At 61.8% G+C, this 24,343-nt stretch carries 22 protein-coding genes and 1 riboswitch; of the genes, 12 read left to right on the top strand and 10 right to left on the bottom strand.

All coding sequences use genetic code 11. The annotated features are described in order from the left end of the window. Positions 1 to 483: 483 nt before the first annotated feature. Positions 484 to 690: riboswitch (cobalamin riboswitch) on the top strand. 97 nt (positions 691 to 787) lie between these two features. From BBG20_RS20335 to cobM, 4 genes are all read left to right on the top strand, one after another. Beyond that, on the top strand, positions 788 to 976 hold the full coding sequence (locus BBG20_RS20335; protein ID WP_027606475.1) for a CbtB domain-containing protein: 189 nt from the start codon (positions 788 to 790) through the stop codon (positions 974 to 976). Positions 977 to 987: 11 nt separating this feature from the next. After that, the gene (locus BBG20_RS20330; protein ID WP_065906443.1) at positions 988 to 1,692 is read left to right on the top strand and encodes a CbtA family protein; all 705 of its coding nucleotides are present in this window, start codon (positions 988 to 990) and stop codon (positions 1,690 to 1,692) included. Next, on the top strand, positions 1,689 to 2,081 hold the full coding sequence (locus BBG20_RS20325) for a cobalamin biosynthesis protein (RefSeq protein ID WP_065906442.1): 393 nt from the start codon (positions 1,689 to 1,691) through the stop codon (positions 2,079 to 2,081). The genes BBG20_RS20330 and BBG20_RS20325 overlap by 4 nt, the downstream gene beginning before the upstream one ends. 69 nt (positions 2,082 to 2,150) lie before the next feature. After that, positions 2,151 to 2,897, top strand: coding sequence for a precorrin-4 C(11)-methyltransferase (cobM, locus tag BBG20_RS20320; RefSeq protein ID WP_065906440.1), 747 nt, complete (start codon positions 2,151 to 2,153; stop codon positions 2,895 to 2,897). 253 nt (positions 2,898 to 3,150) lie between these two features. On the opposite strand, the gene nfuA is transcribed toward cobM, so the two are convergent. The 3 genes from nfuA to BBG20_RS20305 form a co-directional block, all read right to left on the bottom strand. Then, positions 3,151 to 3,735 (bottom strand): Fe-S biogenesis protein NfuA, encoded by a 585-nt coding sequence (gene nfuA / locus BBG20_RS20315; protein WP_003173594.1) that lies wholly within the window; start codon positions 3,733 to 3,735, stop codon positions 3,151 to 3,153. A 41-nt stretch (positions 3,736 to 3,776) separates the two neighbouring features. Then, a complete protein-coding gene (locus BBG20_RS20310) occupies positions 3,777 to 4,817 on the bottom strand; it encodes an acyltransferase family protein (RefSeq protein WP_065906434.1) in 1,041 nt (346 codons plus the stop codon). Positions 4,818 to 4,881: 64 nt separating this feature from the next. Further along, positions 4,882 to 7,173 (bottom strand): fatty acid cis/trans isomerase, encoded by a 2,292-nt coding sequence (locus BBG20_RS20305; protein WP_065906432.1) that lies wholly within the window; start codon positions 7,171 to 7,173, stop codon positions 4,882 to 4,884. A gap of 167 nt (positions 7,174 to 7,340) precedes the next feature. Between BBG20_RS20305 and metH the strand changes: the two genes are divergently transcribed. From metH to BBG20_RS20285, 4 genes are all read left to right on the top strand, one after another. Then, positions 7,341 to 11,051 carry a methionine synthase gene (gene metH / locus BBG20_RS20300; protein ID WP_065906430.1) on the top strand — a complete coding sequence of 1,237 codons (3,711 nt, stop codon included), beginning with the start codon at positions 7,341 to 7,343 and terminating at the stop codon, positions 11,049 to 11,051. A 52-nt stretch (positions 11,052 to 11,103) separates the two neighbouring features. Then, positions 11,104 to 11,322, top strand: coding sequence for a DUF2970 domain-containing protein (locus tag BBG20_RS20295; RefSeq protein ID WP_065906428.1), 219 nt, complete (start codon positions 11,104 to 11,106; stop codon positions 11,320 to 11,322). 404 nt (positions 11,323 to 11,726) lie between these two features. Next, on the top strand, positions 11,727 to 13,385 hold the full coding sequence (locus BBG20_RS20290) for a nitrite/sulfite reductase (protein WP_065906426.1): 1,659 nt from the start codon (positions 11,727 to 11,729) through the stop codon (positions 13,383 to 13,385). Next, on the top strand, positions 13,369 to 13,863 hold the full coding sequence (locus tag BBG20_RS20285) for a DUF934 domain-containing protein (RefSeq protein WP_065906424.1): 495 nt from the start codon (positions 13,369 to 13,371) through the stop codon (positions 13,861 to 13,863). The genes BBG20_RS20290 and BBG20_RS20285 overlap by 17 nt, the downstream gene beginning before the upstream one ends. A gap of 40 nt (positions 13,864 to 13,903) precedes the next feature. Here the strand turns inward: BBG20_RS20285 and BBG20_RS20280 are convergent, their stop codons facing one another. Next, positions 13,904 to 14,308 carry a MerR family transcriptional regulator gene (locus BBG20_RS20280; RefSeq protein WP_065906419.1) on the bottom strand — a complete coding sequence of 135 codons (405 nt, stop codon included), beginning with the start codon at positions 14,306 to 14,308 and terminating at the stop codon, positions 13,904 to 13,906. 72 nt (positions 14,309 to 14,380) lie between these two features. Between BBG20_RS20280 and BBG20_RS20275 the strand changes: the two genes are divergently transcribed. Beyond that, positions 14,381 to 15,613 carry an NADH:flavin oxidoreductase/NADH oxidase family protein gene (locus tag BBG20_RS20275; protein ID WP_065906417.1) on the top strand — a complete coding sequence of 411 codons (1,233 nt, stop codon included), beginning with the start codon at positions 14,381 to 14,383 and terminating at the stop codon, positions 15,611 to 15,613. 77 nt (positions 15,614 to 15,690) lie between these two features. Continuing rightward, positions 15,691 to 17,415 (top strand): ubiquinone-dependent pyruvate dehydrogenase, encoded by a 1,725-nt coding sequence (gene poxB / locus BBG20_RS20270; protein ID WP_065906415.1) that lies wholly within the window; start codon positions 15,691 to 15,693, stop codon positions 17,413 to 17,415. 57 nt (positions 17,416 to 17,472) lie between these two features. On the opposite strand, the gene BBG20_RS20265 is transcribed toward poxB, so the two are convergent. After that, positions 17,473 to 18,030, bottom strand: a complete 558-nt coding sequence (locus BBG20_RS20265) for an NADPH-dependent FMN reductase (RefSeq protein ID WP_065906414.1) — start codon at positions 18,028 to 18,030, stop codon at positions 17,473 to 17,475. Between the two features lie 227 nt (positions 18,031 to 18,257). Between BBG20_RS20265 and BBG20_RS20260 the strand changes: the two genes are divergently transcribed. Then, positions 18,258 to 18,494, top strand: coding sequence for a hypothetical protein (locus BBG20_RS20260; protein WP_027606489.1), 237 nt, complete (start codon positions 18,258 to 18,260; stop codon positions 18,492 to 18,494). Between the two features lie 63 nt (positions 18,495 to 18,557). Here BBG20_RS20260 and BBG20_RS20255 read toward each other — a convergent pair whose 3' ends face one another. Together BBG20_RS20255 and gspG are read right to left on the bottom strand one after the other, a co-directional pair. Next, positions 18,558 to 18,902: a hypothetical protein gene (locus BBG20_RS20255; protein WP_065906413.1), complete on the bottom strand. Its 345-nt coding sequence runs from the start codon at positions 18,900 to 18,902 to the stop codon at positions 18,558 to 18,560. 102 nt (positions 18,903 to 19,004) lie between these two features. Beyond that, positions 19,005 to 19,451 carry a type II secretion system major pseudopilin GspG gene (gspG, locus tag BBG20_RS20250; protein WP_065906449.1) on the bottom strand — a complete coding sequence of 149 codons (447 nt, stop codon included), beginning with the start codon at positions 19,449 to 19,451 and terminating at the stop codon, positions 19,005 to 19,007. Between the two features lie 155 nt (positions 19,452 to 19,606). Here gspG and BBG20_RS20245 point away from each other — a divergent pair, with 155 nt between their 5' ends. After that, entirely contained in the window at positions 19,607 to 20,527 is a 921-nt protein-coding gene (locus tag BBG20_RS20245; RefSeq protein ID WP_065906412.1) for a LysR substrate-binding domain-containing protein, read from the top strand. Here the strand turns inward: BBG20_RS20245 and BBG20_RS20240 are convergent. The 3 genes from BBG20_RS20240 to dnaQ form a co-directional block, all read right to left on the bottom strand. Continuing rightward, the gene (locus tag BBG20_RS20240) at positions 20,517 to 21,083 is read right to left on the bottom strand and encodes a GNAT family N-acetyltransferase (RefSeq protein WP_083221450.1); all 567 of its coding nucleotides are present in this window, start codon (positions 21,081 to 21,083) and stop codon (positions 20,517 to 20,519) included. The two genes, BBG20_RS20245 and BBG20_RS20240, sit on opposite strands and share 11 nt — an antisense overlap. Positions 21,084 to 21,091: 8 nt before the next feature. Then, the gene (locus BBG20_RS20235; RefSeq protein ID WP_065906410.1) at positions 21,092 to 23,347 is read right to left on the bottom strand and encodes an Orn/Lys/Arg family decarboxylase; all 2,256 of its coding nucleotides are present in this window, start codon (positions 23,345 to 23,347) and stop codon (positions 21,092 to 21,094) included. A gap of 189 nt (positions 23,348 to 23,536) precedes the next feature. Next, positions 23,537 to 24,277 (bottom strand): DNA polymerase III subunit epsilon, encoded by a 741-nt coding sequence (gene dnaQ / locus BBG20_RS20230; RefSeq protein ID WP_168167067.1) that lies wholly within the window; start codon positions 24,275 to 24,277, stop codon positions 23,537 to 23,539. Positions 24,278 to 24,343: the final 66 nt, after the last annotated feature.

Genomic DNA, 24,343 nt, shown 5'->3' with positions numbered 1-24,343 from the left:
CTAGATCAAGATCAAAAGCAAAAGCGCGGCGGCCTTAAAGCCGACCTGAGTGGTTAGATCAAAAGCAGAAACCTCTAGGAGCTGGCTCCCACAAGGGATCGGCGGTGTTGGCCTCGATACCGGTCTGTCGTAAACAACCACAACCCACGATGCGAAGCGAGCCGCTTTTGATCTTGATCTTGATCCAGGCGCCCCATTAAACACGCTGGCCGAACGCAGGCTTGAATCCGTGGGTAACCCGGCAGGACGCCGGGTTAGCCGCACTGGGCCAGGGATGGCCCATTGCGGCGGCCCACGGATTCAAGCCGGAGTGAGGGCACACCGAGCCTAGGCGAGGTGCCGAGTGTTGGGGCAAGAGCGTTTTGGTTACTTTTGCGCTGTTCAAAAGTGACCCGCCGTAAGGGCGGAACCATAGGCGGCCGTTACCCAAATAACGGATATGCCCCCACAACCGATTTGACTCCCCTCCCACCCCCATGCTCTCCTACACACCTTGTTTCGGGTGCCCTTCACAGGGTGAAACGGGAAACCGGTGAGTCATCACATGACGAGTCCGGTGCTGCCCCCGCAACGGTAAGCGAGCGAAGCGTCAGATCCACTGTGCCAAGGGCATGGGAAGGCGACGCTTTCAGGACTCCCCCCAGGAGCCCCCTCGCAAGCCCGGAGACCGGCCCGAAAAAATCAGATAACAAACCCGCGGTGGGCGGGCGCTGTTCAGAACCCTGCGTGCCTGGCTCGCGGGGTTTTCATGCGCTCGTTTCACCCTGACACCCAGAAGGGACGCGCCATGTCGATCATCAGCAGCACCTCGCACACCGCCAGCAGCTCCGCCACCCTGAGCCAACGCCTGACCGCCGCCATCGGCGCGTCGATTCTCGGCGCGTGCCTGGTGTATTTCGCCGGTTTCTCGCACATCGAAGCGGTGCACAACGCTGCCCACGATACCCGCCACAGCGCCGCGTTCCCGTGCCACTGAGACCTGCCGACATGATCAAGCGTATTGCGCAAACCGCAGGTTTCACCGGCCTCCTGGCCGCCCTGCTGCTGACCCTGCTGCAAAGTTTCTGGGTAGCTCCGTTGATTTTGCAGGCAGAAACGTTCGAAAACGCCCCGGCCACTACTGAAGTGGCACATCAACATGCCGACGGCGCCGCCGCCCACAGCCACGACGCCGAGGCCTGGGAGCCGGAAGACGGCTGGCAACGCGTACTCTCCACCACCGGCGGCAACCTGGTCGTTGCCGTGGGTTTTGCCCTGATGCTCGCCGGCCTCTACACCTTGCGCGCGCCTACTCGCACCGCTCAAGGCCTGCTGTGGGGCCTGGCCGGTTATGCGACCTTCGTACTGGCACCGACCCTGGGCCTGCCGCCTGAGCTGCCAGGCACCGCCGCTGCCGATCTCGCACAACGGCAGATCTGGTGGATCGGCACCGCGGCCTCGACGGCGGCCGGCATTGCGCTGATCGTGTTCGGTCGCAACTGGCTGCTGAAAATCCTCGGCGTGGCGATCCTGGCGGTGCCACACGTGATCGGCGCACCTCAGCCGGAAGTGCATTCGATGCTGGCCCCGGAAGCCCTGGAAGCGCAGTTCAAGATCGCTTCGCAGCTGACCAACGTGGCGTTCTGGCTGGCCCTGGGCCTGATCAGCGCCTGGCTGTTCCGCCGCAACCGCGACGATCAATACTCGGCATGACCCTGGTGGTCGGCCTGGGCTGCCAGCGCGGCTGTGATGTTCACACCCTGCTGGACCTGCTGGACAGCGCCCTCGCCGAAGGGGGGATCGAGCGCCAGCGCATCACTGCGCTGGCAAGCATCGACCGCAGGCAGGATGAACCGGGCCTGGTCGCCCTGTCCCGCCTGCTTGAGCTGCCGCTGCAGTGCTTCAGCGCCGACCAACTGGCCGTGTATGAAGACCGGCTGAGCCACAAATCAGCCGTCGCGTTCGCCCACACAGGCTGTCATGGCGTCGCCGAAAGCGCCGCCCTGGCCCTCGCCGAATACCTCGCCAGCGGCCCTGCCCGCCTGCTGATCACCCGCCGAAAAAACGCCCAGGCGACCTTTGCATTGGCCTGCGCGGGCTAAAACCCCGATAATTGCCTGCCCTGAACATGAACAATGTTCATACACGCCGGCTTTTAAACAGGAAATACCATGACCGTATACTTTATCGGCGCAGGCCCTGGCGATCCGGAATTGATCACCGTCAAAGGCCAGCGGCTGATCCGCAGTTGCCCGGTGATTATCTATGCCGGCTCGCTGGTGCCGGCGGCGGTATTGGAAGGCCATCAGGCGCAGCAGGTGGTCAACAGCGCCGAACTGCACCTGGAACAGATCATCGATCTGATCAAGGCCGCCCATGCCAATGGCCTGGATGTGGCGCGGGTACACTCCGGTGACCCAAGCCTGTATGGCGCGATCGGCGAGCAGATCCGCCATTTGCGCGAGCTGGGCATTCCGTTTCAGATCATCCCCGGCGTGACCGCGGTGGCGGCGTGTGCAGCGCTGCTGGAGACCGAATTGACCCTGCCGGACATTGCGCAGAGCGTCATCCTGACCCGCTACGCCGACAAAACCAGCATGCCCGCCGGCGAAGCGTTTGACAGCCTGGCGCAACACGGCACGACCATGGCGATCCACCTGGGGGTCAATCATCTGGAGAAGATCGTCGCGCAACTGCTGCCGCACTATGGCGCCGATTGCCCGATTGCCGTGGTGCACCGGGCGACCTGGCCGGATCAGGATTGGGCGCTGGGAACGTTGAGTGACATTGCCGAAAAGGTCGTCGCCAAGGGCTTCAGGCGTACCGCGTTGATTGTGGTGGGTCGGGTGCTGGCGAGTGACAGTTTCAGCGAGTCGTCGCTGTATCGGGCTGGGCATGCACACCTTTATCGAAATTAATAATTAACCTCATAAATCGCATATAAGACACTGATTTAACTGAATAAATATAAATCAAAAATGTGGGAGCGGGCTTGCTCGCGAATGCGCTGTGTCAGTCAACTGATTGAGTGACTGGGGCACCGNATTCGCGAGCAAGCCCGCTCCCACTCTTGATCTAATTTGTCAGATGGATAGCGTAAATCATTGAATTTAAAGCATAAAAAAACGGCGCTCACGGGGCGCCGTTTTTTGTTCGCAGTGAACGCCTTACTCAGTAGTAGGCGTTTTCTTTCTGCGTGTGGTCAGTCACGTCGCGTACACCCTTGAGCTCTGGAATACGTTCCAGCAGGGTGCGCTCGATGCCTTCGCGCAGGGTGACGTCCGCCTGGCCGCAGCCCTGGCAGCCGCCGCCGAATTTCAATACGGCGATACCGTCTTCCACTACATCGATCAAGCTGACCTGACCGCCGTGGCTGGCCAGTCCCGGGTTGATCTCGGTTTGCAGGTAGTAGTTGATGCGCTCGTTGACCGGGCTGTCAGCATTGACGTTCGGCACCTTGGCGTTCGGCGCCTTGATGGTCAACTGGCCGCCCATACGGTCGGTGGCGTAGTCGACCACGGCGTCGTCGAGGAAGGCTTCGCTGAAGGCGTCGATGTACGCGGTGAAGCTTTTCAGCCCCAGCGCGGTGTCTTCAGGTTTCTCTTCCCCAGGCTTGCAGTAGGCAATGCAAGTCTCGGCGTATTGGGTGCCGGGCTGGGTAATAAAGACGCGGATACCAATACCCGGGGTGTTCTGCTTGGACAGCAGGTCGGCCAGGTAATCGTGGGCGGCGTCGGTAATGGTTATGGCAGTCATGGAAACTCCTCACAGGCTTGCGGGCAGTTTACGCCAAATCATTACAGAGGTACAAAGTCCGAGTATTTTTGTCGGGATAAATTTGACCGTTGGTCGCCATCGAACCAGCCCTTGAGCAGGCGATAACTGCCCTTTTCCAGCCAACGGTAGCTGCCCAGGGCACCCAGGCCGATGATCACCACGCACACCGCCAGTACGGCATACGGGTTCAGGCCGTAGCGCTGGGCGGCGTAACCACCGGCGGACAACACCAGCACGTGCAGCAGATACACCGAATAGGAACAGTCCCCCAGCACTTTAAGCAATCGATTGTCCGCAAAGAAGCGCTCCAGCGCCATGCACGCCACCACCAGCACCGCGCTGGGCAGGCCCCAGGTCAGCGCCCGTGGCGAAGCCGGCCAATGGTAGATCGCCAGCAGCGCGGCGGCGACGCCCAGCAACGGCAGCCACACGCCGGGACGAATCCAGCCCTTGCGGTAGAGCATGCCAATGCCGATGCCCATCAGGAACTCGACCACGATATCCGAGCGGTAGAACTCGCTGATCCAGCCGAATGACGTCCAGGCCTCGCACACCGCGAACAACAGCGCCGCGACCACCAGCAATCGCCACTGCCGACGGAACAGCAGCGCCCAGGCGAACAGCAGGTAGAAGAGCATTTCGTAGTTCAGCGTCCAGCCCACGTTGAGCGTCGGGTACACCCCATAGCCGCCGGGGTTCTCGGAAGGGATAAAGAACAACGACATCAGCACATGGGCCGCATCGACGCTCTGATCCGGCAGCATCGGCCGGGCAACCACCACCAGCAAGGCCATCAGCAAGGTGTAGAACCAATAGGCCGGCACGATGCGCAACAGGCGGTAGAGCAGGAATCGCCAGGGCGGCAGGTCCTTGTCCTGGGTGGACAGGAAGATCACCAGGCCGCTGATCACGAAAAACACGTCCACGCCCGCCGCGCCCTTTTCCACAAACAGCCGGCCCAGGGCGGTGTCCGCCTTGAAGCCGAAGAAAATCTGCATGAAGTGGTGCCCCACCACTGTCCAGGCCGCCAGAGCGCGCAGCGCCTGTACCGAGATCAACATTTTCCGCCACCCTTCCCAACACCGATGCCTGAAGTTGGGACCATGGCGGGCGGACAAAGGTCGATCAAAGATTCTCGTAGCGGTTCATATCCAGCACACCCTCTTCCACCGGCGTGGTTTCGTGGATGTAGCGCGACAAATCATGGAAGTACTGCCAGAACAACGGATGGCTGCGGCGCACGCCCCAGCGGTCGACAATCTTCTCAAAGCGGTTGGCGTCCTTGGCCCGCTCCATTTCGGCGACGAACTCGGGGACTTCCTGCGCGGGAATGTTAAACATGAAGTTCGGGTAGCTGCTGAGCACGCCGGGGTAGATGGTCACGGTGTCCAGGCCCGGCTGATAGCGGTAGGCCTCACCCAGCAGGAACGCCACGTTACTGTGCGCGCGGTTGCGCAACATGCTGTAGACCACGCGCTTGCCGCGGGTGGTTTCGATCCGCAGCATCGTCGCCTCAGGCAATTGGTCGATGACCTTGAGCCCGGCTGCCGGGCGCGCCGTCAGGCGACTCAGGGCCTGCTCAGCATCCTGCAATGCCGGGTCGATCCCGTCACGCGAGCAAAAGGCGCCGTCACAACGGTTGATCGGGTCCGGGCTGGCATTCAGGTCGCCATATCGCGCGAGCAACTGGTTGGCAAAGTCACGTTTGGGGTCATTGGCATCCAGGTGCAGGCCGGTGGGCGTGTCGTCGTCGATGGCCTCGTAGTCCAGCCACAACTTGAGCTTGCCGCTGTTCTGGTACCAGTCGTCGAGGAAATCCTCGCGACTGTCGGCCGGCATCAGGCGCAGGAAGTTCTGCTCGGCGCCGTTGCGGATCAAGTCGAAATACAGGCGGGTCTGGGCCTGGTGCGACACATTGCCGAACACATCGAAGTTCACCGCCAATTGGTAATAGGTGCGTTCCAGCAGCGGGTAGTCAAACAGCCACATCGTCTGTGGCACCTCACCGATCAGGCCCTTGGTCACCGAGGCGCTGTCGAAGTGGCGGAAGATACTCAGCAAGGCATTGTCATTGCCGGCCCACAGGCTCGACCAACTCGGCGGCGGCAGATCGGCGTAACTGTCGCGGCGCAAGGCCTCGTATTCATTGCGTTTGTCGCGGTAGGCCAGCCACAGGCTCAGCACGCTGCCGACGTCATCGTTCTGCCCCGGCATCGCCAGCAGCGGCGTGGCCTGGCCGCGATAACGCGCATCGGTGATGTACAGGTCGTGCTCGGGGTCCTGGAACAGGGCCCAGAAGTTGTCGCGGATCACGTCCGTGGCGATCTGCCCACGGCACACCGGCCCGCGAATGAAGGTGCGCACGAAATACTCGGCGTTATCGAGCATGAACTGGTAGCGCGCCTTGGCCGGGATCGCCTCGAAGGTTTCGAACGGGTTGGCACGACGGCCCGGCCCGTAACCCGGCAAGGCGTCGACCTGCCAGTTGCCGGCGTAGAACAACTCCTTGATGCGCGCCATCTTCGCCGCGCTGAACGGGTACGTGATGTGGGTTTTATGCACGATCACGCCCTGCACTGGCCACAACCGGTAGTACACCTGGGTGCCGGGGTCGTCATTCGGGCGGCGCGTAGCGATCAGGTCGATGGGCTGGCCGCTTGGCGTGCGCGAACGCACCCATTGGAAGAAATGCCCCGGCTCGCCGTTCTCGAAATAGATGTGCGCGAGGAACAGATGCTCGAACAACCAGCGCGCCACCAGGCTTTCGCGAGCGCCCGGCTGGTTGAAGAGGTTTTCCCACTGCTGCACCTGCAGCGCTTCCCTGGCGCTGGGCGCCAGGCCCTGCTCGTCAATCGGCGCGCCGGAGGCCAGCCAGCGTTGCAGGGTCTGGTATTGCTGGTCGGTCAGGCCGGTGACGGCCAGCGGCATGCCTTCCTTGGGATGGGCGCCGGCATAGGCGTTGAACTCGCCAGGCATTGCACACATATTCTCGCGGCTGAGGCCCAGCACGATGTCTTCGGGCAACTTGGCATTCGGCTGCAGCGGCGCGTTATGCCCCAGCTCCAGCATGCGCGCCATCAGCGCGGCCTGGCTGCCCTGGGCATCGAGTACCGAATAGAAGCCCTTCTGCTGCCAGGCCTGCTTGCCGAAGGCGTCGTAGAACAATCGGGTCGTCGGCGTGGCCTGGCTGCGTTCGCCGTCGTACACCGGCACTTTGGTAGCCCCGCGCACCGCGCCCTCGGCGCTGCCCAGGTTCAACTGGCAGGCAGAGTCGTAGCAGGCATGGCAGGCCACGCATTTCTCGGTGAAGATCGGTTGGATGTCGCGGGTATAAGAGATCGCCGGAGCGGGACCTTCTGCCGTGGCAGTACTGGCTATCAAGGCCAGGACGGCGCTGACGATAAGACGAAGTGACATGTATCCGGTCCCGATTCAATGCGTGCGCTGAAAAATTGCCGACAAGTCTACCGATGTCGACGCGCCATTAACGTGAGCGATATTCATGCAAAAACCTTGCATGCTCTAAAAGCGCACAGGTTTGCTATGATCCACGCCCTCCGTAATGCCTGAACTAGAGTAGTCCCATGCCCGATCGTAGCGCTCGCCTGCACGCCCTTCACCAAGCCCTCAAGGAACGCATCCTGATCCTCGACGGCGGCATGGGCACGATGATCCAGAACTATAAGCTCGAAGAGCAGGACTACCGTGGCAAGCGCTTCGCCGATTGGCCAAGCGACGTCAAGGGCAACAACGACCTGCTGGTGATCACCCGTCCGGACGTGATCGGCGGCATCGAAAAAGCCTACCTGGATGCCGGTGCCGACATCCTCGAAACCAACACCTTCAACGCCACGCGCATTTCCATGGCCGACTACGGCATGGAAGAACTGGCCTACGAATTGAACGTGGAAGGCGCACGCCTGGCGCGCAAGATCGCCGACGCCAAGACCCTGGAAAACCCGGCCAAGCCGCGTTTCGTCGCCGGCGTGCTCGGCCCTACCAGCCGCACCTGCTCGCTGTCGCCGGACGTGAACAACCCCGGCTACCGCAACGTGACCTTCGATGAACTGGTGGAGAACTACACCGAGGCCACCAAGGGCCTGATCGAAGGTGGCGCCGACCTGATCCTGATCGAGACCATCTTCGACACCCTCAACGCCAAGGCCGCGATCTTCGCCGTGCAAGGCGTGTTCGAGGAGTTGAATGTCGAGCTGCCGATCATGATCTCCGGCACCATCACCGACGCCTCCGGCCGTACCCTGTCGGGCCAGACCACCGAAGCGTTCTGGAACTCCGTGGCCCATGCCAAGCCGCTGTCCGTCGGCCTCAACTGCGCCCTGGGTGCCAGCGAGTTGCGCCCGTACCTGGAGGAGCTGTCGAACAAGGCCAATACCCATGTGTCCGCGCACCCCAACGCCGGCCTGCCCAACGAATTCGGCGAGTACGACGAACTGCCGTCGCAAACCGCCAAAGTCATCGAGGAATTCGCCCAGAGCGGCTTCCTGAATATCGTCGGCGGCTGCTGCGGCACCACGCCGGGCCATATCGAAGCCATCGCCAAGGCCGTGGCCGGGTATGCGCCGCGCGTGATCCCGGACATTCCCAAGGCCTGCCGCCTGTCGGGCCTGGAGCCGTTCACGATTGATCGCAGCTCGCTGTTCGTCAACGTCGGCGAGCGGACCAACATCACCGGTTCCGCGCGCTTTGCCCGCCTGATCCGTGAAGACAACTACACCGAGGCCCTGGAAGTCGCCCTGCAGCAGGTCGAAGCCGGCGCCCAGGTGATCGACATCAACATGGACGAAGGCATGCTGGATTCGAAGAAGGCCATGGTGACCTTCCTCAATCTGATTGCTGGCGAACCGGACATTTCCCGCGTACCGATCATGATCGACTCCTCGAAGTGGGAAGTCATCGAGGCTGGTCTCAAGTGCATCCAGGGCAAGGGCATCGTCAACTCGATCAGCATGAAGGAAGGCGTCGAGCAGTTCATTCACCATGCCAAGCTGTGCAAGCGCTACGGCGCAGCTGTTGTGGTGATGGCGTTCGACGAAGCCGGCCAGGCCGACACCGAGGCGCGCAAGAAAGAAATCTGCAAACGCTCCTACGACATCCTGGTGAATGAAGTCGGCTTCCCGCCGGAAGACATCATCTTCGACCCGAACATCTTCGCGGTCGCCACCGGTATCGAGGAGCACAACAACTACGCCGTCGACTTCATCAACGCCTGTGCCTATATCCGCGACGAGCTGCCGTACGCGCTGACCTCCGGCGGCGTGTCCAACGTGTCGTTCTCGTTCCGCGGCAACAACCCGGTGCGCGAGGCAATTCACTCGGTGTTCCTGCTGTATGCGATCCGCAACGGCCTGACCATGGGGATCGTCAACGCCGGCCAGTTGGAGATCTACGACCAGATCCCGACCGAGCTGCGCGACGCCGTGGAAGACGTGGTGCTCAACCGCACCCCGGAAGGCACCGATGCCCTCCTCGCCATTGCCGACAAGTACAAGGGTGACGGCAGCGTCAAGGAAGCCGAGACCGAGGAATGGCGTGGCTGGGACGTCAACAAGCGCCTGGAACACGCACTGGTCAAGGGCATCACCACCCACATCGTCGAAGACACCGAGGAATCCCGCCAGTCGTTCGCGCGCCCCATCGAGGTGATCGAAGGCCCGTTGATGTCCGGCATGAACATCGTCGGCGACCTGTTCGGCGCCGGCAAAATGTTCCTGCCCCAGGTGGTCAAGTCCGCACGCGTGATGAAGCAGGCCGTGGCCCACCTGATCCCGTTCATCGAGCTGGAAAAAGGCGACAAGCCGGAAGCCAAGGGCAAGATCCTGATGGCAACGGTGAAGGGCGACGTGCACGACATCGGCAAGAACATCGTCGGCGTGGTGCTCGGTTGCAACGGCTATGACATTGTCGACCTGGGCGTGATGGTGCCGGCGGAGAAGATCCTGCAGGTGGCCAAGGAGCAGAAGTGCGACATCATCGGGCTCTCGGGCCTGATCACGCCGTCCCTGGACGAGATGGTCCACGTAGCCCGCGAGATGCAGCGCCAGGACTTCTACCTGCCGCTGATGATCGGCGGCGCGACCACTTCCAAGGCGCACACGGCGGTGAAGATCGAACCCAAGTACAGCAACGACGCGGTGATCTACGTGACCGACGCCTCGCGCGCGGTGGGCGTGGCCACGCAGCTGCTGTCCAAGGAGCTGAAGGCCGGCTTCGTCGAGAAGACCCGCCTGGAATACATCGACGTGCGTGAGCGCACCTCCAACCGCAGCGCACGCACCGAACGCCTGAGCTACCCGGCAGCCATCGCCAAGAAGCCGCAGTTCGACTGGGCAACCTACACGCCGGTGAAGCCGACCTTTACCGGCTCCAGGGTGCTGGACAATATCGACCTCAAGGTGCTGGCCGAGTACATCGACTGGACCCCTTTCTTTATCTCCTGGGACCTGGCCGGCAAATTCCCGCGCATCCTCGACGATGAAGTGGTCGGCGAAGCCGCCACCGCGCTGTATGCCGATGCCCAGGAAATGCTCAAGAAGCTGATCGACGAAAAGCTCATCAGCGCACGTGCGGTGTTCGGCTTCTGGCCGACCAACCAGGTGCAGGACGATGACCTGGAAGTCTACGGTGATGACGGCCAGCCGATCGCCCGGCTGCACCACCTGCGCCAGCAGATCATCAAGACCGACGGCAAGCCGAACTTCTCCCTGGCCGACTTCGTCGCACCCAAGGACAGCGGCGTCACCGACTACATCGGTGGCTTCATCACCACCGCTGGCATCGGCGCCGAAGAAGTGGCCAAGGCCTACCAGGACGCGGGGGACGACTACAACTCGATCATGGTCAAGGCCCTCGCCGACCGCCTCGCCGAAGCCTGCGCCGAGTGGCTGCACCAGCAGGTGCGTAAAGAGCACTGGGGGTATGCCAAGGACGAGCAACTGGATAACGAGGCGCTGATCAAGGAGCAGTACAGCGGCATCCGCCCTGCCCCCGGCTACCCGGCCTGCCCGGATCACACCGAGAAAGCCCAGCTGTTCCAACTGCTCGACCCCGAGGCCCGCGAAATGCACGCCGGGCGCAGCGGTGTATTCCTCACCGAGCACTACGCGATGTTCCCGGCGGCGGCGGTCAGCGGTTGGTACTTCGCCCACCCGCAGGCGCAGTATTTTGCCGTGGGCAAGATCGACAAGGACCAGGTCAGCAGCTACACCGCGCGCAAAGGCCAGGACCTGGCCGTGACCGAGCGCTGGTTGGCCCCCAACCTGGGCTACGACAACTGACGCCTGGGGGATTGTCTATGCTGTCCCTCACACACCTTGTGTCGAGGGATGTATGGACGATCCAGCCAACAACAAGCCGCCGACCTTCTGGCAGATGCTCCACAGCGTGATGGCGGCCGCCTTTGGCGTGCAGAGCGGCAAGAACCGCGCCCGCGACTTCACCCACGGCAAGCCTAGCCACTTTGTGATCCTGGGCATTCTGTTCACGGCGGTGTTTGCGCTGACGCTGTTTGGCATCGTGCAACTGGTGCTGCACGTGGCTGGCGTATAAACCCAACCTGTCTGTCAGAGCTGGCAAGCCAGCTCTGACAGGGGTCCGTATCTATAACTACTGGTGGCTGACCCAGAACACGGCAGTTCCAACCACCAGGATTATCAAGAACAGAATGGCCCAGGCGTCCACGGTACTGTCGGGTTTACGGGCTTTTGTCGAATTGCTCATCGCATCGCCTCTTGTCGGTTTTATAGGTGATCACGTTCAGACACGATCACAGTAAAGTCGACGATTGCCCGCATGACAAATGTGGGTATCGCGATAACCGTTCTCATTAGTCATTTTGGTTATTTGCATATACTCAAACATCACTTTTGCGCATAAACGCAAACTGGTATCGTGCGCCGGCTCCGTTGGGAGTGCGCGGCCGTGCGCGCAGATTTGCCGAGAACAGGACCTATATGTACGTATACGACGAATACGATCAGCGCATCATCGAGGACCGCGTCAAGCAGTTCCGTGATCAGACCCGACGCTACCTAGCAGGTGAACTGAGCGAAGAAGAGTTCCGCCCTCTGCGCCTGCAAAATGGCCTTTATGTTCAGCGCTTTGCGCCGATGTTGCGAGTTGCCGTGCCCTACGGCCAGTTGACCTCGCGCCAGATGCGCATGATGGCCAAGATTGCCCGCGACTTCGACAAAGGCTATGCCCACATCAGTACCCGCCAGAACGTGCAGTTCAACTGGCCGGCGCTGGAAGATGTGCCGGACATCCTGGCCGAACTGGCGACCGTGCAGATGCACGCCATTCAGACCAGCGGTAACTGCCTGCGCAACGTGACCACCGACCAGTTTGCCGGCGTTGCCGCCGACGAACTGATCGACCCACGCCCCTGGTGTGAAATCGTCCGCCAATGGACGACGTTCCACCCAGAATTCGCCTACCTGCCGCGCAAGTTCAAGATCGCCATCAATGGCTCGACTTCGGACCGTGCGGCCATCGAAGTCCACGACATCGGCCTGGAGCCGGTGTACAACGCCGACGGCGAGTTGGGCTTCCGCGTGCTGGTGGGCGGTGGCCTCGGCCGGACCCCGGTGGTCGGTGCGTTCATCAACGAATTCCTGCCGTGGCAGGACCTGTTGAGCTACCTCGACGCGATCCTGCGGGTCTACAACCGCTATGGCCGTCGTGACAACAAGTACAAGGCCCGGATCAAGATCCTGGTCAAGGCGCTGACCCCTGAGGTATTCGCCCAGAAAGTCGACGCCGAGATGGAACACCTGCGCGGCGGCCAGACCACCCTGACCGAAGCCGAAGTACACCGCGTGGCCAAGCACTTCGTCGACCCCGAGTACAAGGCCCTGAGCAATCAGGACGCCGAGCTCGCCGCGCTCGACCAGCAGCACCCAGGCTTTGCCCGCTGGCGCACGCGCAACACCCTGGCGCACAAACGTCCTGGCTATGTGGCCGTGACCCTGTCGCTGAAACCGACGGGCGTTGCCCCGGGCGATATCACCGACAAACAGCTGGACGCCGTCGCCGACCTGGCCGACCGCTACAGCTTCGGTCAACTGCGTACTTCCCACGAGCAGAACATCATTCTCGCGGACGTTGAACAGAGCCAACTGTTCACCCTGTGGGGCGAGCTGCGCGAAGGCGGTTTCGCCACGCCGAACATCGGCCTGTTGACCGACATCATCTGCTGCCCGGGCGGCGACTTCTGCTCCCTGGCCAACGCCAAGTCGATCCCGATCGCCGAATCGATCCAGCGCCGCTTCGACGACCTCGACTACCTGTTCGACATCGGCGAGCTGGACTTGAACATCTCCGGTTGCATGAACGCCTGTGGTCACCACCACGTCGGCCACATCGGCATCCTGGGCGTGGACAAGAAAGGCGAAGAATTCTACCAAGTGTCCCTGGGTGGCAGCGCCAGCCGCGATGCGAGCCTGGGCAAGATCCTCGGCCCGTCCTTCGCCCAGGAAGCCATGCCCGAGGTGATCGGCAAGCTGATCGACGTGTACATCGAACAGCGCACCGAAGATGAGCGTTTCATCGACACCTACCAGCGCATCGGCATTGACCTGTTCAAGGAGCGCGTCTATGCAGCGAATCATTAAGAACAACGAAGTCGTCGACGAAACCTGGCACCTGCTGCCCAAGGACGCGAGCTTCGATGGCATTTCCAACTGCGACGACCTGATCGTGCCGTTGGCCCTGTGGCGCGAACACGGCCACGCCCTCAAGGCCCGCGACGGCGGTCTGGGTGTGTGGCTGGACGCCGATGAAGAGGCCGAGGAAATCGGCGAAGACGTGGCGCACTTCCAGGTTATCGCCCTGAACTTCCCGGCCTTCACCGATGGTCGCAACTACTCCAATGCCCGCCTGTTGCGTGACCGCTACGGTTACAAGGGCGAGCTGCGGGCGATTGGCGACGTGCTGCGCGACCAGCTGTTCTACCTGCACCGCTGCGGCTTCGATGCCTTCGCCTTGCGCGCCGACAAAGACCCGTACGAAGCACTGGAAAGCCTCAAGGATTTCTCGGTGACGTACCAGGCTGCAACGGATGAACCGCTGCCGCTGTTCCGTCGCCGCTGAGTCTGCACAAATGAAAAAGCCCTGGCATGCCAGGGCTTTTTTATGAGTTGAGTTTGATCGACGCAAGCACCTGTTTCTGCCCCATCGAACACGGCACACCTTCCGGTTGCGCGCGTACCGCGTCGATCACCCCGAGTAACTGCGCCTTGCTGTGCGCCAGTTGTGCCTGCATCGCTTCAATCTGCTCGACCTTGCGCTCGAGCGCCTCGATCAGCTCGTCGCGCTTGTGCTCGCCGGGGGCCGGCATCAGCGCCTTGAGTTCCTGCAAGGTGAAGCCGGCCTGCTGGGCGCTCTGAATCAAGCGCAGCGTCTGCAAGGCCTCCGGTGCATAGCGGCGATAGCCATTGGCCTGGCGCCCCACCTGGCTGATCAGCCCTTCGGCTTCATAGAAACGGATACGCGACGCCGCCAGCCCACTTTGTTTGGCCAACTCACCAATATTCATCGACACTGCCTGCTTGACATTAAAGTTAACTTTAAGCTTAGCCTGAGGCCTCCCCTGCTCAGGAGTCAACCCATGTCACCCTTTGAACCCTTGCAACTGCCCAACGGCCAAGTCATCGCCAACCGTATCGCCAAGGCCGCGATGGAAGAGAATATGGCGGATGCCCAACAGGCCCCATCCCGCGAATTGAAGCAGTTGTACAAGACCTGGGCAGACGGCGAACCGGGCCTGCTGCTGACCGGCAACGTGATGATCGACCGCCACGCCATGACCGGCCCCGGCGGCGTGGCCCTCGAAGACGAACAGCACCTGGACAGCTTTCGCGAATGGGCCGATGTGGCCCGCGCCAAGGGCGTGCATTTCTGGGTGCAGCTCAGCCATCCGGGCCGCCAGACCATGGCCAACCTGGGCCAGCAGGCAATAGCGCCTTCCGCCGTCGCCCTTGACCTGGGCGGCTTTTCCAAGATGTTCGCCAAGCCCAGGGCCATGACGGAGGAGGATATCCAGGACGTGATCAAGCGCTTCGCCACCAGCGCCCGCCTGGCTGAAAAAGCCGGCTTTACCGGGGTACAGATTCACGGCGCGCATGGCTACCTGATCAGCCAGTTTCTGTCGCCGCTGAGCAATCGGCGCACCGACCGCTGGGGTGGTTCGCTGGAGAACCGTGCGCGCCTTCTGTTGGAGGTGATCCACGCAGTGCGCGCCAACGTCAGCGCGTCATTTTGCGTGGCGGTCAAACTCAATTCGGCGGACTTCCAGCGCGGCGGCTTCGACGAGGCCGACGCACGCGCCGTGATCGAGATGCTCAACCCGCTGCCCATCGACCTGCTCGAGCTGTCCGGCGGCAGCTATGAAGCACCGGCCATGCAGGGCGAAGCACGCGACGGCCGCACCCTGGCACGCGAAGCCTACTTCCTGGCGTTCGCCAGCGAAGTGGCCGCCATCGCCACGATGCCGGTAATGGTCACCGGTGGCATCCGCCGCCTGCCCATCGTGCAACAAGTGCTCGACAGCGGCATCGCCATGGCCGGCATCGCCACCGCGCTGACCCTGGAACCGCAACTGATCAAGCACTGGCGCGAAGGTCGCGACCTCAACCCGCAACTGCAACCTATCGACTGGAAGCGCAAACCCCTGGCCGCCCTCGCCACCCTCGCCGTGGTGCGCTACCAGATGCGCCGCCTGAGCCGTGGGCACCGGCCCAATCCCAAGGTGATCGCATGGACGGCGCTGGTCCGCGACCAGTGGTTTATCGCGCGGCGCACCCGGCAATACCGTGCGGCCATGACGCAATCTTCACATTAAGCGCGGAGCATTCGCCGTGATCGAACTGTCCCCTATTGATCAGCAATTTTTAACCTCACTGACGATTGGAGTTCTTCATGGCGAAAATCAACCTGGCCCAGCAATTGGCGACCACCCTTGAACAGGCGGGCATCAAGCGCATCTGGGGCCTGACCGGCGACAGCCTCAATGGCCTCACCGACGCCCTGCGCACCATGGACAGCATCGAGTGGATGCACGTGCGCCACGAAGAAGTGGCCGCCTTCGCCGCCGGTGCCGAGGCTGCCGCCACCGGTGAACTGACCGTGTGCGCCGGCAGCTGCGGGCCGGGCAACCTGCACTTGATCAATGGCTTGTTCGACTGCCATCGCAACCATGTGCCGGTACTGGCGATTGCGGCGCAGATCCCTTCGTCCGAGATCGGCCTGAACTACTTCCAGGAAACCCATCCCCAGGAGTTGTTCAAGGAGTGCAGCCACTTCATCGAGCTGGTCACCAACCCCGAGCAGATGCCGCACGTGCTGCACCGCGCCATGCGCTCGGCGATCCTCAATCGCGGCGTGGCGGTGGTGGTGATTCCGGGGGATGTGTCGCTGCTGGAGGTCGAAGACAAACTCAAGCCCTGGCCGGCCCTGCACGCACCGCGCACCCTGCCGGCGGAACAGGACCTGCAGCGCCTGAGCGAAATCCTCGAGAGCAGCGAGAAAGTCACCCTGCTGTGCGGCAGTGGCTGCGCCGGTGCCCACGATCAGGTGGTCGCCCTGGCCGACGCCCTGGGTGCCCCAGTGGTGCACGCCCTGCGCGGCAAGGAGCACGTGGAATGGGACAACCCGTTCGACGTGGGCATGACCGGCCTGATCGGCTTCAGCTCCGGTTACCACGCCATGCTCGATTGCGACACGCTGATCATGCTCGGCACCGACTTCCCGTATCGCCAGTTCTACCCGACTGACGCGAAGATCATCCAGGTCGACCGCAACCCGCAGGCGCTGGGCCGTCGTGCCACGCTGGACCTGGGCATCGCCGCCGACGTCAGCGAGACCCTCGACGCGCTGCTGCCACGCCTGACCCGCAAGACCGATCGCAGCTTTCTCGAGACTTCCCTGAAGCACTACGAGAAAGCCCGCCAGGGGCTGGATGACCTCGCGCAACCGTCGAAGGCGAATCGACCGATTCACCCGCAGTACGTCGCGCGCCTGCTCAGTGAACTGGCCGATGACGATGCCATCTTCACCGCCGACGTCGGCTCGCCGACCGTGTGGGCCGCGCGCTACTTGAAGATGAATGGCCGGCGCCGGCTGATCGGCTCGTTCAACCATGGTTCCATGGCCAATGCCATGCCCCAGGCCATCGGTGCCCAGGCGGCATTACCCGGGCGGCAAGTGATCTCGATGTCGGGTGACGGCGGCTTTGCCATGTTGATGGGGGATTTCATCTCGTTGGCACAGCTGCAGTTGCCGATCAAAGTCATCGTGTTCGATAACTCATCCCTGGGCTTTGTCGCCATGGAAATGAAGGCCGCCGGCTACCTGGATGCCGGCACCGAGTTGAAAAACCCGGACTTCGCGGCGATGTCCAACGCCATGGGCATCCTCGGCATTCGCGTGGAGCAATCCGAAGACCTGGAACCGGCCCTGCGTCGCGCCCTGGCCCATGATGGCCCGGTGCTGGTGGATGTGGTCACCGCGACCCAGGAACTGGTGATGCCGCCAACCATCAAGCTCGAGCAGGCCAAGGGCTTCAGCCTGTATATGCTCAAGGCGGTGATGAGCGGGCGCGGCGATGAAGTGATCGAACTGGCGCGCACCAACTGGCTGCGATAAAGCCGGCTGGGCGGGGAGCGGGCGTGCCCACTCCCCCGTTTGGCTCGGGTTATCGGCTCAGGCAGTCTGTTTTTCTACCCACTGGCCGTAGGCATCAATAAAGGCCTGCAGGAACGGCTTGGTCTTGTCCGAGACCTTGCCGGACTCATCGAACACGCTGCCCGCGCCACCCAGGTAGGCCTCCGGTTGCTGCATGCACGGCACATTGAGGAACACCAGCGACTGACGCAGGTGGTGGTTGGCGCCAAACCCACCAATCGCACCCGGCGACACGCTGATGATGGCGCCCGGCTTGCCGCTCCAGGCACTTTGACCGTATGGGCGCGAACCCACGTCAATCGCATTCTTCAATGGGGCGGGCACGGAGCGGTTGTACTCCGGTGTCACAAACAGCACCGCGTCGGATGAGCGTACTTGCTGACGGAAAGTACTGTACGCTGCCGGCGGCGCAGCACCGTCGATATCTTCGTTGTAGAGCGGCAAATCGCCAATTTCCACAATGTTCAACTTCAGGTTGGCAGGGGCCAGTTCGGCCAATGCCAGGGCGACCTTGCGGTTGATCGAGTCTTTTCTCAAGCTGCCAACCAGGACGGCAATCGTGTAGGCCTTGCTCATTGGGGTTTCCCGACGTCTGACTAAAGGAGCTTGTAGTTATAGAGTCTTCGCGGCGTGTTCACCAGAAGGTTTTGATAATCCTCCAGGCGTTTGTCTCGCAGCCCAATGCATAGGAAGTGTCTGAAAAGGTCAGCGAATAGTATTTTTTTTCCATAGGTAAACTACCCCGCTCTATGACGGTCTACACCACCGCAAATCGAGTGTTTATCTCCAGAGGTTCTAAACAGATGGCAGCAGTACTAGTCGGACAGTTTCATGCCAGAGACGCAGAAGGACGTGTGTACTCGGTGCATGAGTTCCAGGAATCCAACCCGGCGCAAGGCGACCTGGCTGGCTCGGCACCCACCACCACCTACAAGCTGGCCATTGGCGACCGTGTAGAAAAACTGGAAGGCGATGAGTTCAAGCTGATCCAGTCGGGGACCATCATCGTGCGCGAATCGCAGACCACCCTCGCTTCATAAGCCTGATCCCCCGAACGTACCCGCTCAGTCCCGGCCATTGACGGCATTGACTGGGCCGGGCGATCACGGCCGACGGATCTCGGTGATTTCCAGCCCCGGCTCCCCGTCGACTTGCTTGAGCGTCACCATCAACCTCCCCCGCTCGCCCTCCACCGCATACATCAGGCGCGTGTAGCCCGGCGAGTTGTACGCGGGATATGCCACCACCTGCCTGACCAGCGTCATGTCCAGCACCGTACCCACCTGCGCGCCCACCTGTTCCTCGGCACGGATAAACGCCTCCAGGGCAAGGTTTTGCGCGGTGATTTCGTCATGATTGCTGAAGAGATAAGCGGCCACGCCCCCTACGGTCACCAGGACCAGCAGTGGCTTGACCGTTACCCCGAGGAATATCGAGGGCAAACGCATATGAGACCAGACCTGTTTTTGTTGTGTGTGCCGGTCACCGGCTTTGGTCGTTGTCGATCAGACGAGCCATTCTAATCAGGTCGATGGGTAATGCCAGATGATTTACTGGTCGCCGTAGGTAATATCCTTGTTCTCACCCACGCCGCCCAGTGTGCGGTCCTTGCCGAACGAAAACAGATCGAACGGCGTTCGCGTTTGGGTGGGCGGGAAGTGGTACTGATAGGCAACGCCCCAGGGATCGCTCAGCAGGTCTTCGTCGACATAGGGCCCCTTCCATTTCGTCTCGCCCGCCGGCTGCGTGGCCAGGGCCTCAAGGCCCTCGCTGTCAGTCGGGTAGCGGCCGGTGTCCTGGTGGAACCGCTCGACGGCTGCACCGAGCGTGGCCACCTGGGTCTTGGCCGTGGAAATTTCCGTCAGCGCCACATCGCCGAACAATCGCGGGCCCACGGCAAGTGCGAGCAAGCCAATGATGACGAGTGCCACCAACACCGCCCACCGGGTAAAGCCGTGTTGGCGCTGGAGGGTATTGACCCTGGTACTTCCCGGCATGGTGAGGCTCTCCGTCATCGCGCGATTGAACACTCTTTATACAGCCTGCTGGTTGCAGTTGCGTGCATGATTAACGGTAGTCGACGCCAATCAACGCCCCAGCTCTTTTTTGCCCACCCATTGAATCCCCGTCCTCCTGACCCTAGACTCCGGCCATGCGTTTACGTCATATCGAAGTGATTCAGGCCATCTTGCAGACCGGACACCTCGGCACGGCCGCCGAATGGTTGCAACTGCCTGTGGGCGATGTAGAGGCGACGCTCAAGGATGCCGAGCAGCAAGTGGGTTTCATGTTGTTCGCCAGCGTGCGTGGACGCTTGCAGGCGACCCGCGAGACCCTGGAGCTGCAGGTCGAAATGGCCCACCTGCAGGAAGCGCTGGAACCGGTGCAACGCCTGGCCAGCCGTTTGAAACACCATCACGCTCCGACCTTGCGCGCCCTCTGCACCCCGCCGCTGGCCAACCAATTGTTGCCACACAGCATTGCGGTGCTGCGCCGACGCTTCCAGGACACACCGTGCAACCTCTCCAGCCAGCCGACGCGGGATATCGTCAGGAGCCTGCTGCTGCATGAAGCCGACGTCGGCTTGAGCCTGCATGACCCGCAGCACCCGCAAATCCACTGCAGCGTGCTGGCCCAAGGCAAGCTGCAACTGCTGGCGCCCCATGGCTGGCTCAAGCCCAAGCAAAAGTACATTGCGCTGCAGGACCTGGCCGGCCAATCGATGATCGGGCTGGAAGGACAAGACCCGCTCAGCCGTCTGCTGGACGCCAAGCTGCAAGCCTTGCGCCCGCTGCCGGTGGTGCAGACACGGGTGCAGACTTACCAGATGATGCGCAGCATGGTGGAAGCCGGCGAAGGCCTGGCGATTGTCGACCCCTTCACCGCGTTCGGTGCGCGCGAGGCCGGGCTGGATGCCTGCCCGGTGTCGCCGCCGATCATGGTCAGCCTGTATGCGCTGACCCTCAAGGAGGGCGTGGCCTCACCGGCCCTGAATGCGTTGCTGGAGATCGTCACGCAAAAGGCCGAGGGCCTGCTCGCCAGCGACACCAAACCCGTCGCGCCTACACCTTGAACAACCGATACCAGAAAATCGCCACTTCGCGGGTCTGCGGATCAATGCCGCGATAGCGCAGGTGGTCGATCCCGCCCATCACATAGCCGCAACGCTCATACAAACGGCAGGCCCCCAGGTTGTTGTTCTGGGTTTCAAGCATCATGCCCGGCAGGTTTTTCTTGCGGCTCCAGAACTGCGCCACATCCAGCAGCGCCTTGGCCACCCCATGGCGTCGCGCGGGCAACGCCACCGCCAACTCGTCCACGTGGGCAAAGCCGTTCCAGTTGGTACTGATCACGATATGCCCGACCGCCCGATCATCCAGGTACGCCATGAAGATCGCACTGTCCGGCGCATCGCGAAAACTGGCGAATTCCTCCGGGTCGATGCCATAGCACTTGCGGTACGGCACGATGCGCTCCACGGGCCATTGATCGACCCGCTTGCCCATCTGCGGCTCACCGTAGGCAACGACCTCAAAGCTGAAGTCATTGCCCCACACGTAGGCGTCAAAGCCTTCGTCGGCGACCCGTACACTGAGCCCCGGATACTTCGGGTTCATTACAGCTTGCATAAACATTCTTAACCCTTGATGCAATCGACGGTGTAACAACGACCACTGCCGTCGTCTTCGTGTTGCAATCCATGAACATCGGCGACAAAACCGGGAAAACTGCTATCGAACGTCCGGGCAAAGGCCAGGTAGTCAATGATCGATCGCGTCGACTCGGTAAAGCGCTCGCCCGGCATGATCAGCGGGATGCCGGGCGGATAAGGCACCAGCATCACCGCGGCTATGCGCCCTGGCAACGCATCGATAGACACCGCTTCCACCTCGCCCCTGACCAGTTGGTCGTAGGCGTGCGCCGGTTTCATCGCGATTTCCGGTAAAACCGTGTACATCCGTTTGAGGTGCTTGGCGGTCGCGTTGCTACGGTAACAGCTATGCAACTGATCGCACAGGTCGCGCAGGCCGAGGCCCTGATAGCGCAACGGGCCCTGTGCGAACACCGATGGCAAACAACTGGCCAGGCTGGCATTGGCGTCGTAGTTGCGCTTGAACTCCAGCAACTCGGTGAGCAAGGTACTCCATTTACCCTTGGTGATGCCCATCGAAAACAGCACCAGGAAGGAATACAACCCGGTCTTTTCCACCACCAGCCCACGTTCCCAGAGGAATTTACTGACCACCGCCGCAGGAATGCCGCAGTCGCTTAGGGCGCCACCGGCGTTGAGTCCCGGCATCACCAGGGTGACTTTGATCGGGTCCAGCAGCACGTAGTCCTCAGCCACATCGCCGAAGCCGTGCCAATCATCCTGCGGCTGCAACAGCCAATCCGCCGTCGCCACGCGGTCGATACCGGCCACCGAGGGCGGTTGCCAGATGGAAAACCACCAGTCCTCAGCGGCAATGTGCTGGCGCAGATTGGCCAGCGCGCGACGAAAGCTCAGGGCCTCGTCGAACATTTCCTGCAACAGCGAACGCCCGGCGGGGCCTTCCATCATCGCCGAGGCCACGTCCAGCGAGGCGATGATGCTGTACTGCGGCGAGGTGGAAATATGCATCATGAACGCTTCGTTGAACCGATCACGGTCCAGCTGGCGGGCGCCGCCGTCCTGCACATGGATCATCGAAGCCTGGCTGAACGCCGCCAACAGCTTGTGCGTTGAGTGGGTGGTGAACACCAGCGGGCTGTCCGGGGTCCGCGAGGTGCCCATGCCATAACGGCCGGCGAAGAACTCGTGGAAGGCAGCGTAGGCGTACCAGGCCTCGTCAAAGTGCAGCACCTCGACACTGTTGCCCAATTGCTGCTTGATCAGCTCGGCGTTGTAGCACAGCCCGTCATAGGTGGAGTTGGTCACCACCGCCAGCTTGACCTTCGCCGGTCGACCACGGGCCAGCGGGCTGGCCTCGATCTTGGCACGGATCGATTCCGGGCTGAATTCACTCAGTGGGATCGGGCCGATGATCCCCAGTTCGTTGCGTTCCGGGCACAGGTACAGCGGGATGGCACCGGTCATGATGATCGAATGCAACACCGACTTGTGGCAATTGCGGTCCACCAGCACCAGGTCGTCGCGCCCGACCATGGAGTGCCAGACGATCTTGTTGGCGGTCGACGTGCCGTTGATCACGAAGAACGTGTGATCGGCGCCAAAGTTGCGCGCGGCGCGGGCTTCGGCTTCGGCCAGCGGCCCGGTGTGATCGAGCAGCGAGCCCAGTTCGGGCACCGAGACCGACAAGTCCGAGCGCAGGGTGTTCTCGCCAAAGAACTGATGAAACGCCTGCCCCACCGGACTCTTGCGATAAGCCACGCCGCCGCCATGGCCGGGGGTGTGCCAGGAATAATTGGAGTCGGCGGTGTGCTGCACCAGCGCCTTGAAAAACGGCGGCAACAGGCCGTCCAGATAAGTGCGTGCCGCACGCGCCACTTGGCGGGCGAGAAACGGCACGGTGTCTTCGAACAGGTAAAGAATGCCACGCAGTTGGTTGAGTTCGCTCATGGCATCGGCCGGGGCGTTCTCCAGGGTGACTTGCTCGCCCAGGGCAAAGATCGGCAGGTTCGGCGCCCGCACCCGCGCGAGGCGGATCAGCTCGACCATGTTCTGCAGCAGGTGGGTGTTTTCGCCGGCGCCTTCAGCGGCAATCAGCATGCACGCCAGGCCGTGATGGGTAGCGGCCACCAGCCGGCCTTCGGCGTAGTCCACCGCGGAAAAGATACTGAAGCCCTCTTGCTCCAACTCCCCGGCGATGCCTCGAACCCGATCACCGGCAACGGTGTCGGCCTTGATGTCACGGTGCACGATCAGCACTGGGAACTTCAGGTCTTTGTACATGGGTGCGGGCAGTCCTGAGGGCTATGCACTCAGGGTAGAAGCTTGCGGGCAATGGCGCGAATGAAGATTTTGAAAGCGATGCACATCAGCTGCAGGCGCCGGCTTGCCGCCGATAGCGTCGAGCCAGCCGCGTTATCCATGGCTGATACATCGCTATCGCCGGCAAGCCGGTTCCCACAGGGGGACCGGTTATTGCTGGGTCAGTTGAGTCCACAACGCCGGCGCGCCCGCCGACTTGGCAATCGCTTCCAGGCGCGCGGCATGCTCGGCCAGGTCTTGCTCGCTGGCGCGGATGATCGTGGTGGGTTTGCGGTCCGCCGGCAGGCGACGGATCTCCGAAGGCCGGTTGCCCGAGCCTTCCGCCGAACCGCTGCCATCGGACGCGTTCCCTGCCAGGGACAGGCTGGTTTGCCCGCCCGTCATGGTCAGGTAAACGTCGGCGAGAATCTCGGAGTCGAGCAAGGCGCCGTGGAGTTCACGGCCGGAGTTGTCGACGCCATACCGCTTGCACAACGCATCGAGGCTGTTGCGCTGGCCGGGGTGACGCTCGCGGGCCATCATCAAGGTGTCGAGGATCGAGCAGTGCTGGGAAATGTCCGCGCGATTCGTCTGCCCCATCAGGGCAAATTCGTTATTGATGAAGCCGACGTCGAACGCCGCGTTATGGATGATCAGCTGGGCGCCGTTGATGAATTCGAAGAACTCGTCCGCCACTTCGGCGAATCGCGGCTTGCCCTTGAGGAACTCGTCGGTGATGCCGTGGACGCCGATCGCGCCTTCGTCACTGTCGCGATCCGGTTGCAGGTAGACGTGGAAGTGGCGACCGGTAAGGCGGCGACCCATCAGTTCGACACAGCCGATTTCAATGATCCGGTGGCCGTCGGTCACCGGCATGCCGGTGGTTTCGGTATCGAGTACAACAGATCGGATGGCCATCAGGGTTCAGCTCTCAACGGTGTGGTGTGAATCAAAGGGCGCGATGTTAACACGTCAGCC

Source organism: Pseudomonas aylmerensis (genome assembly GCF_001702265.1).
GTDB classification, from domain to species: Bacteria; Pseudomonadota; Gammaproteobacteria; order Pseudomonadales; family Pseudomonadaceae; genus Aquipseudomonas; species Aquipseudomonas aylmerensis.
Note: the sequence above shows the minus strand (reverse complement) of the source record. Positions and strands in the feature narration are given on the sequence as shown.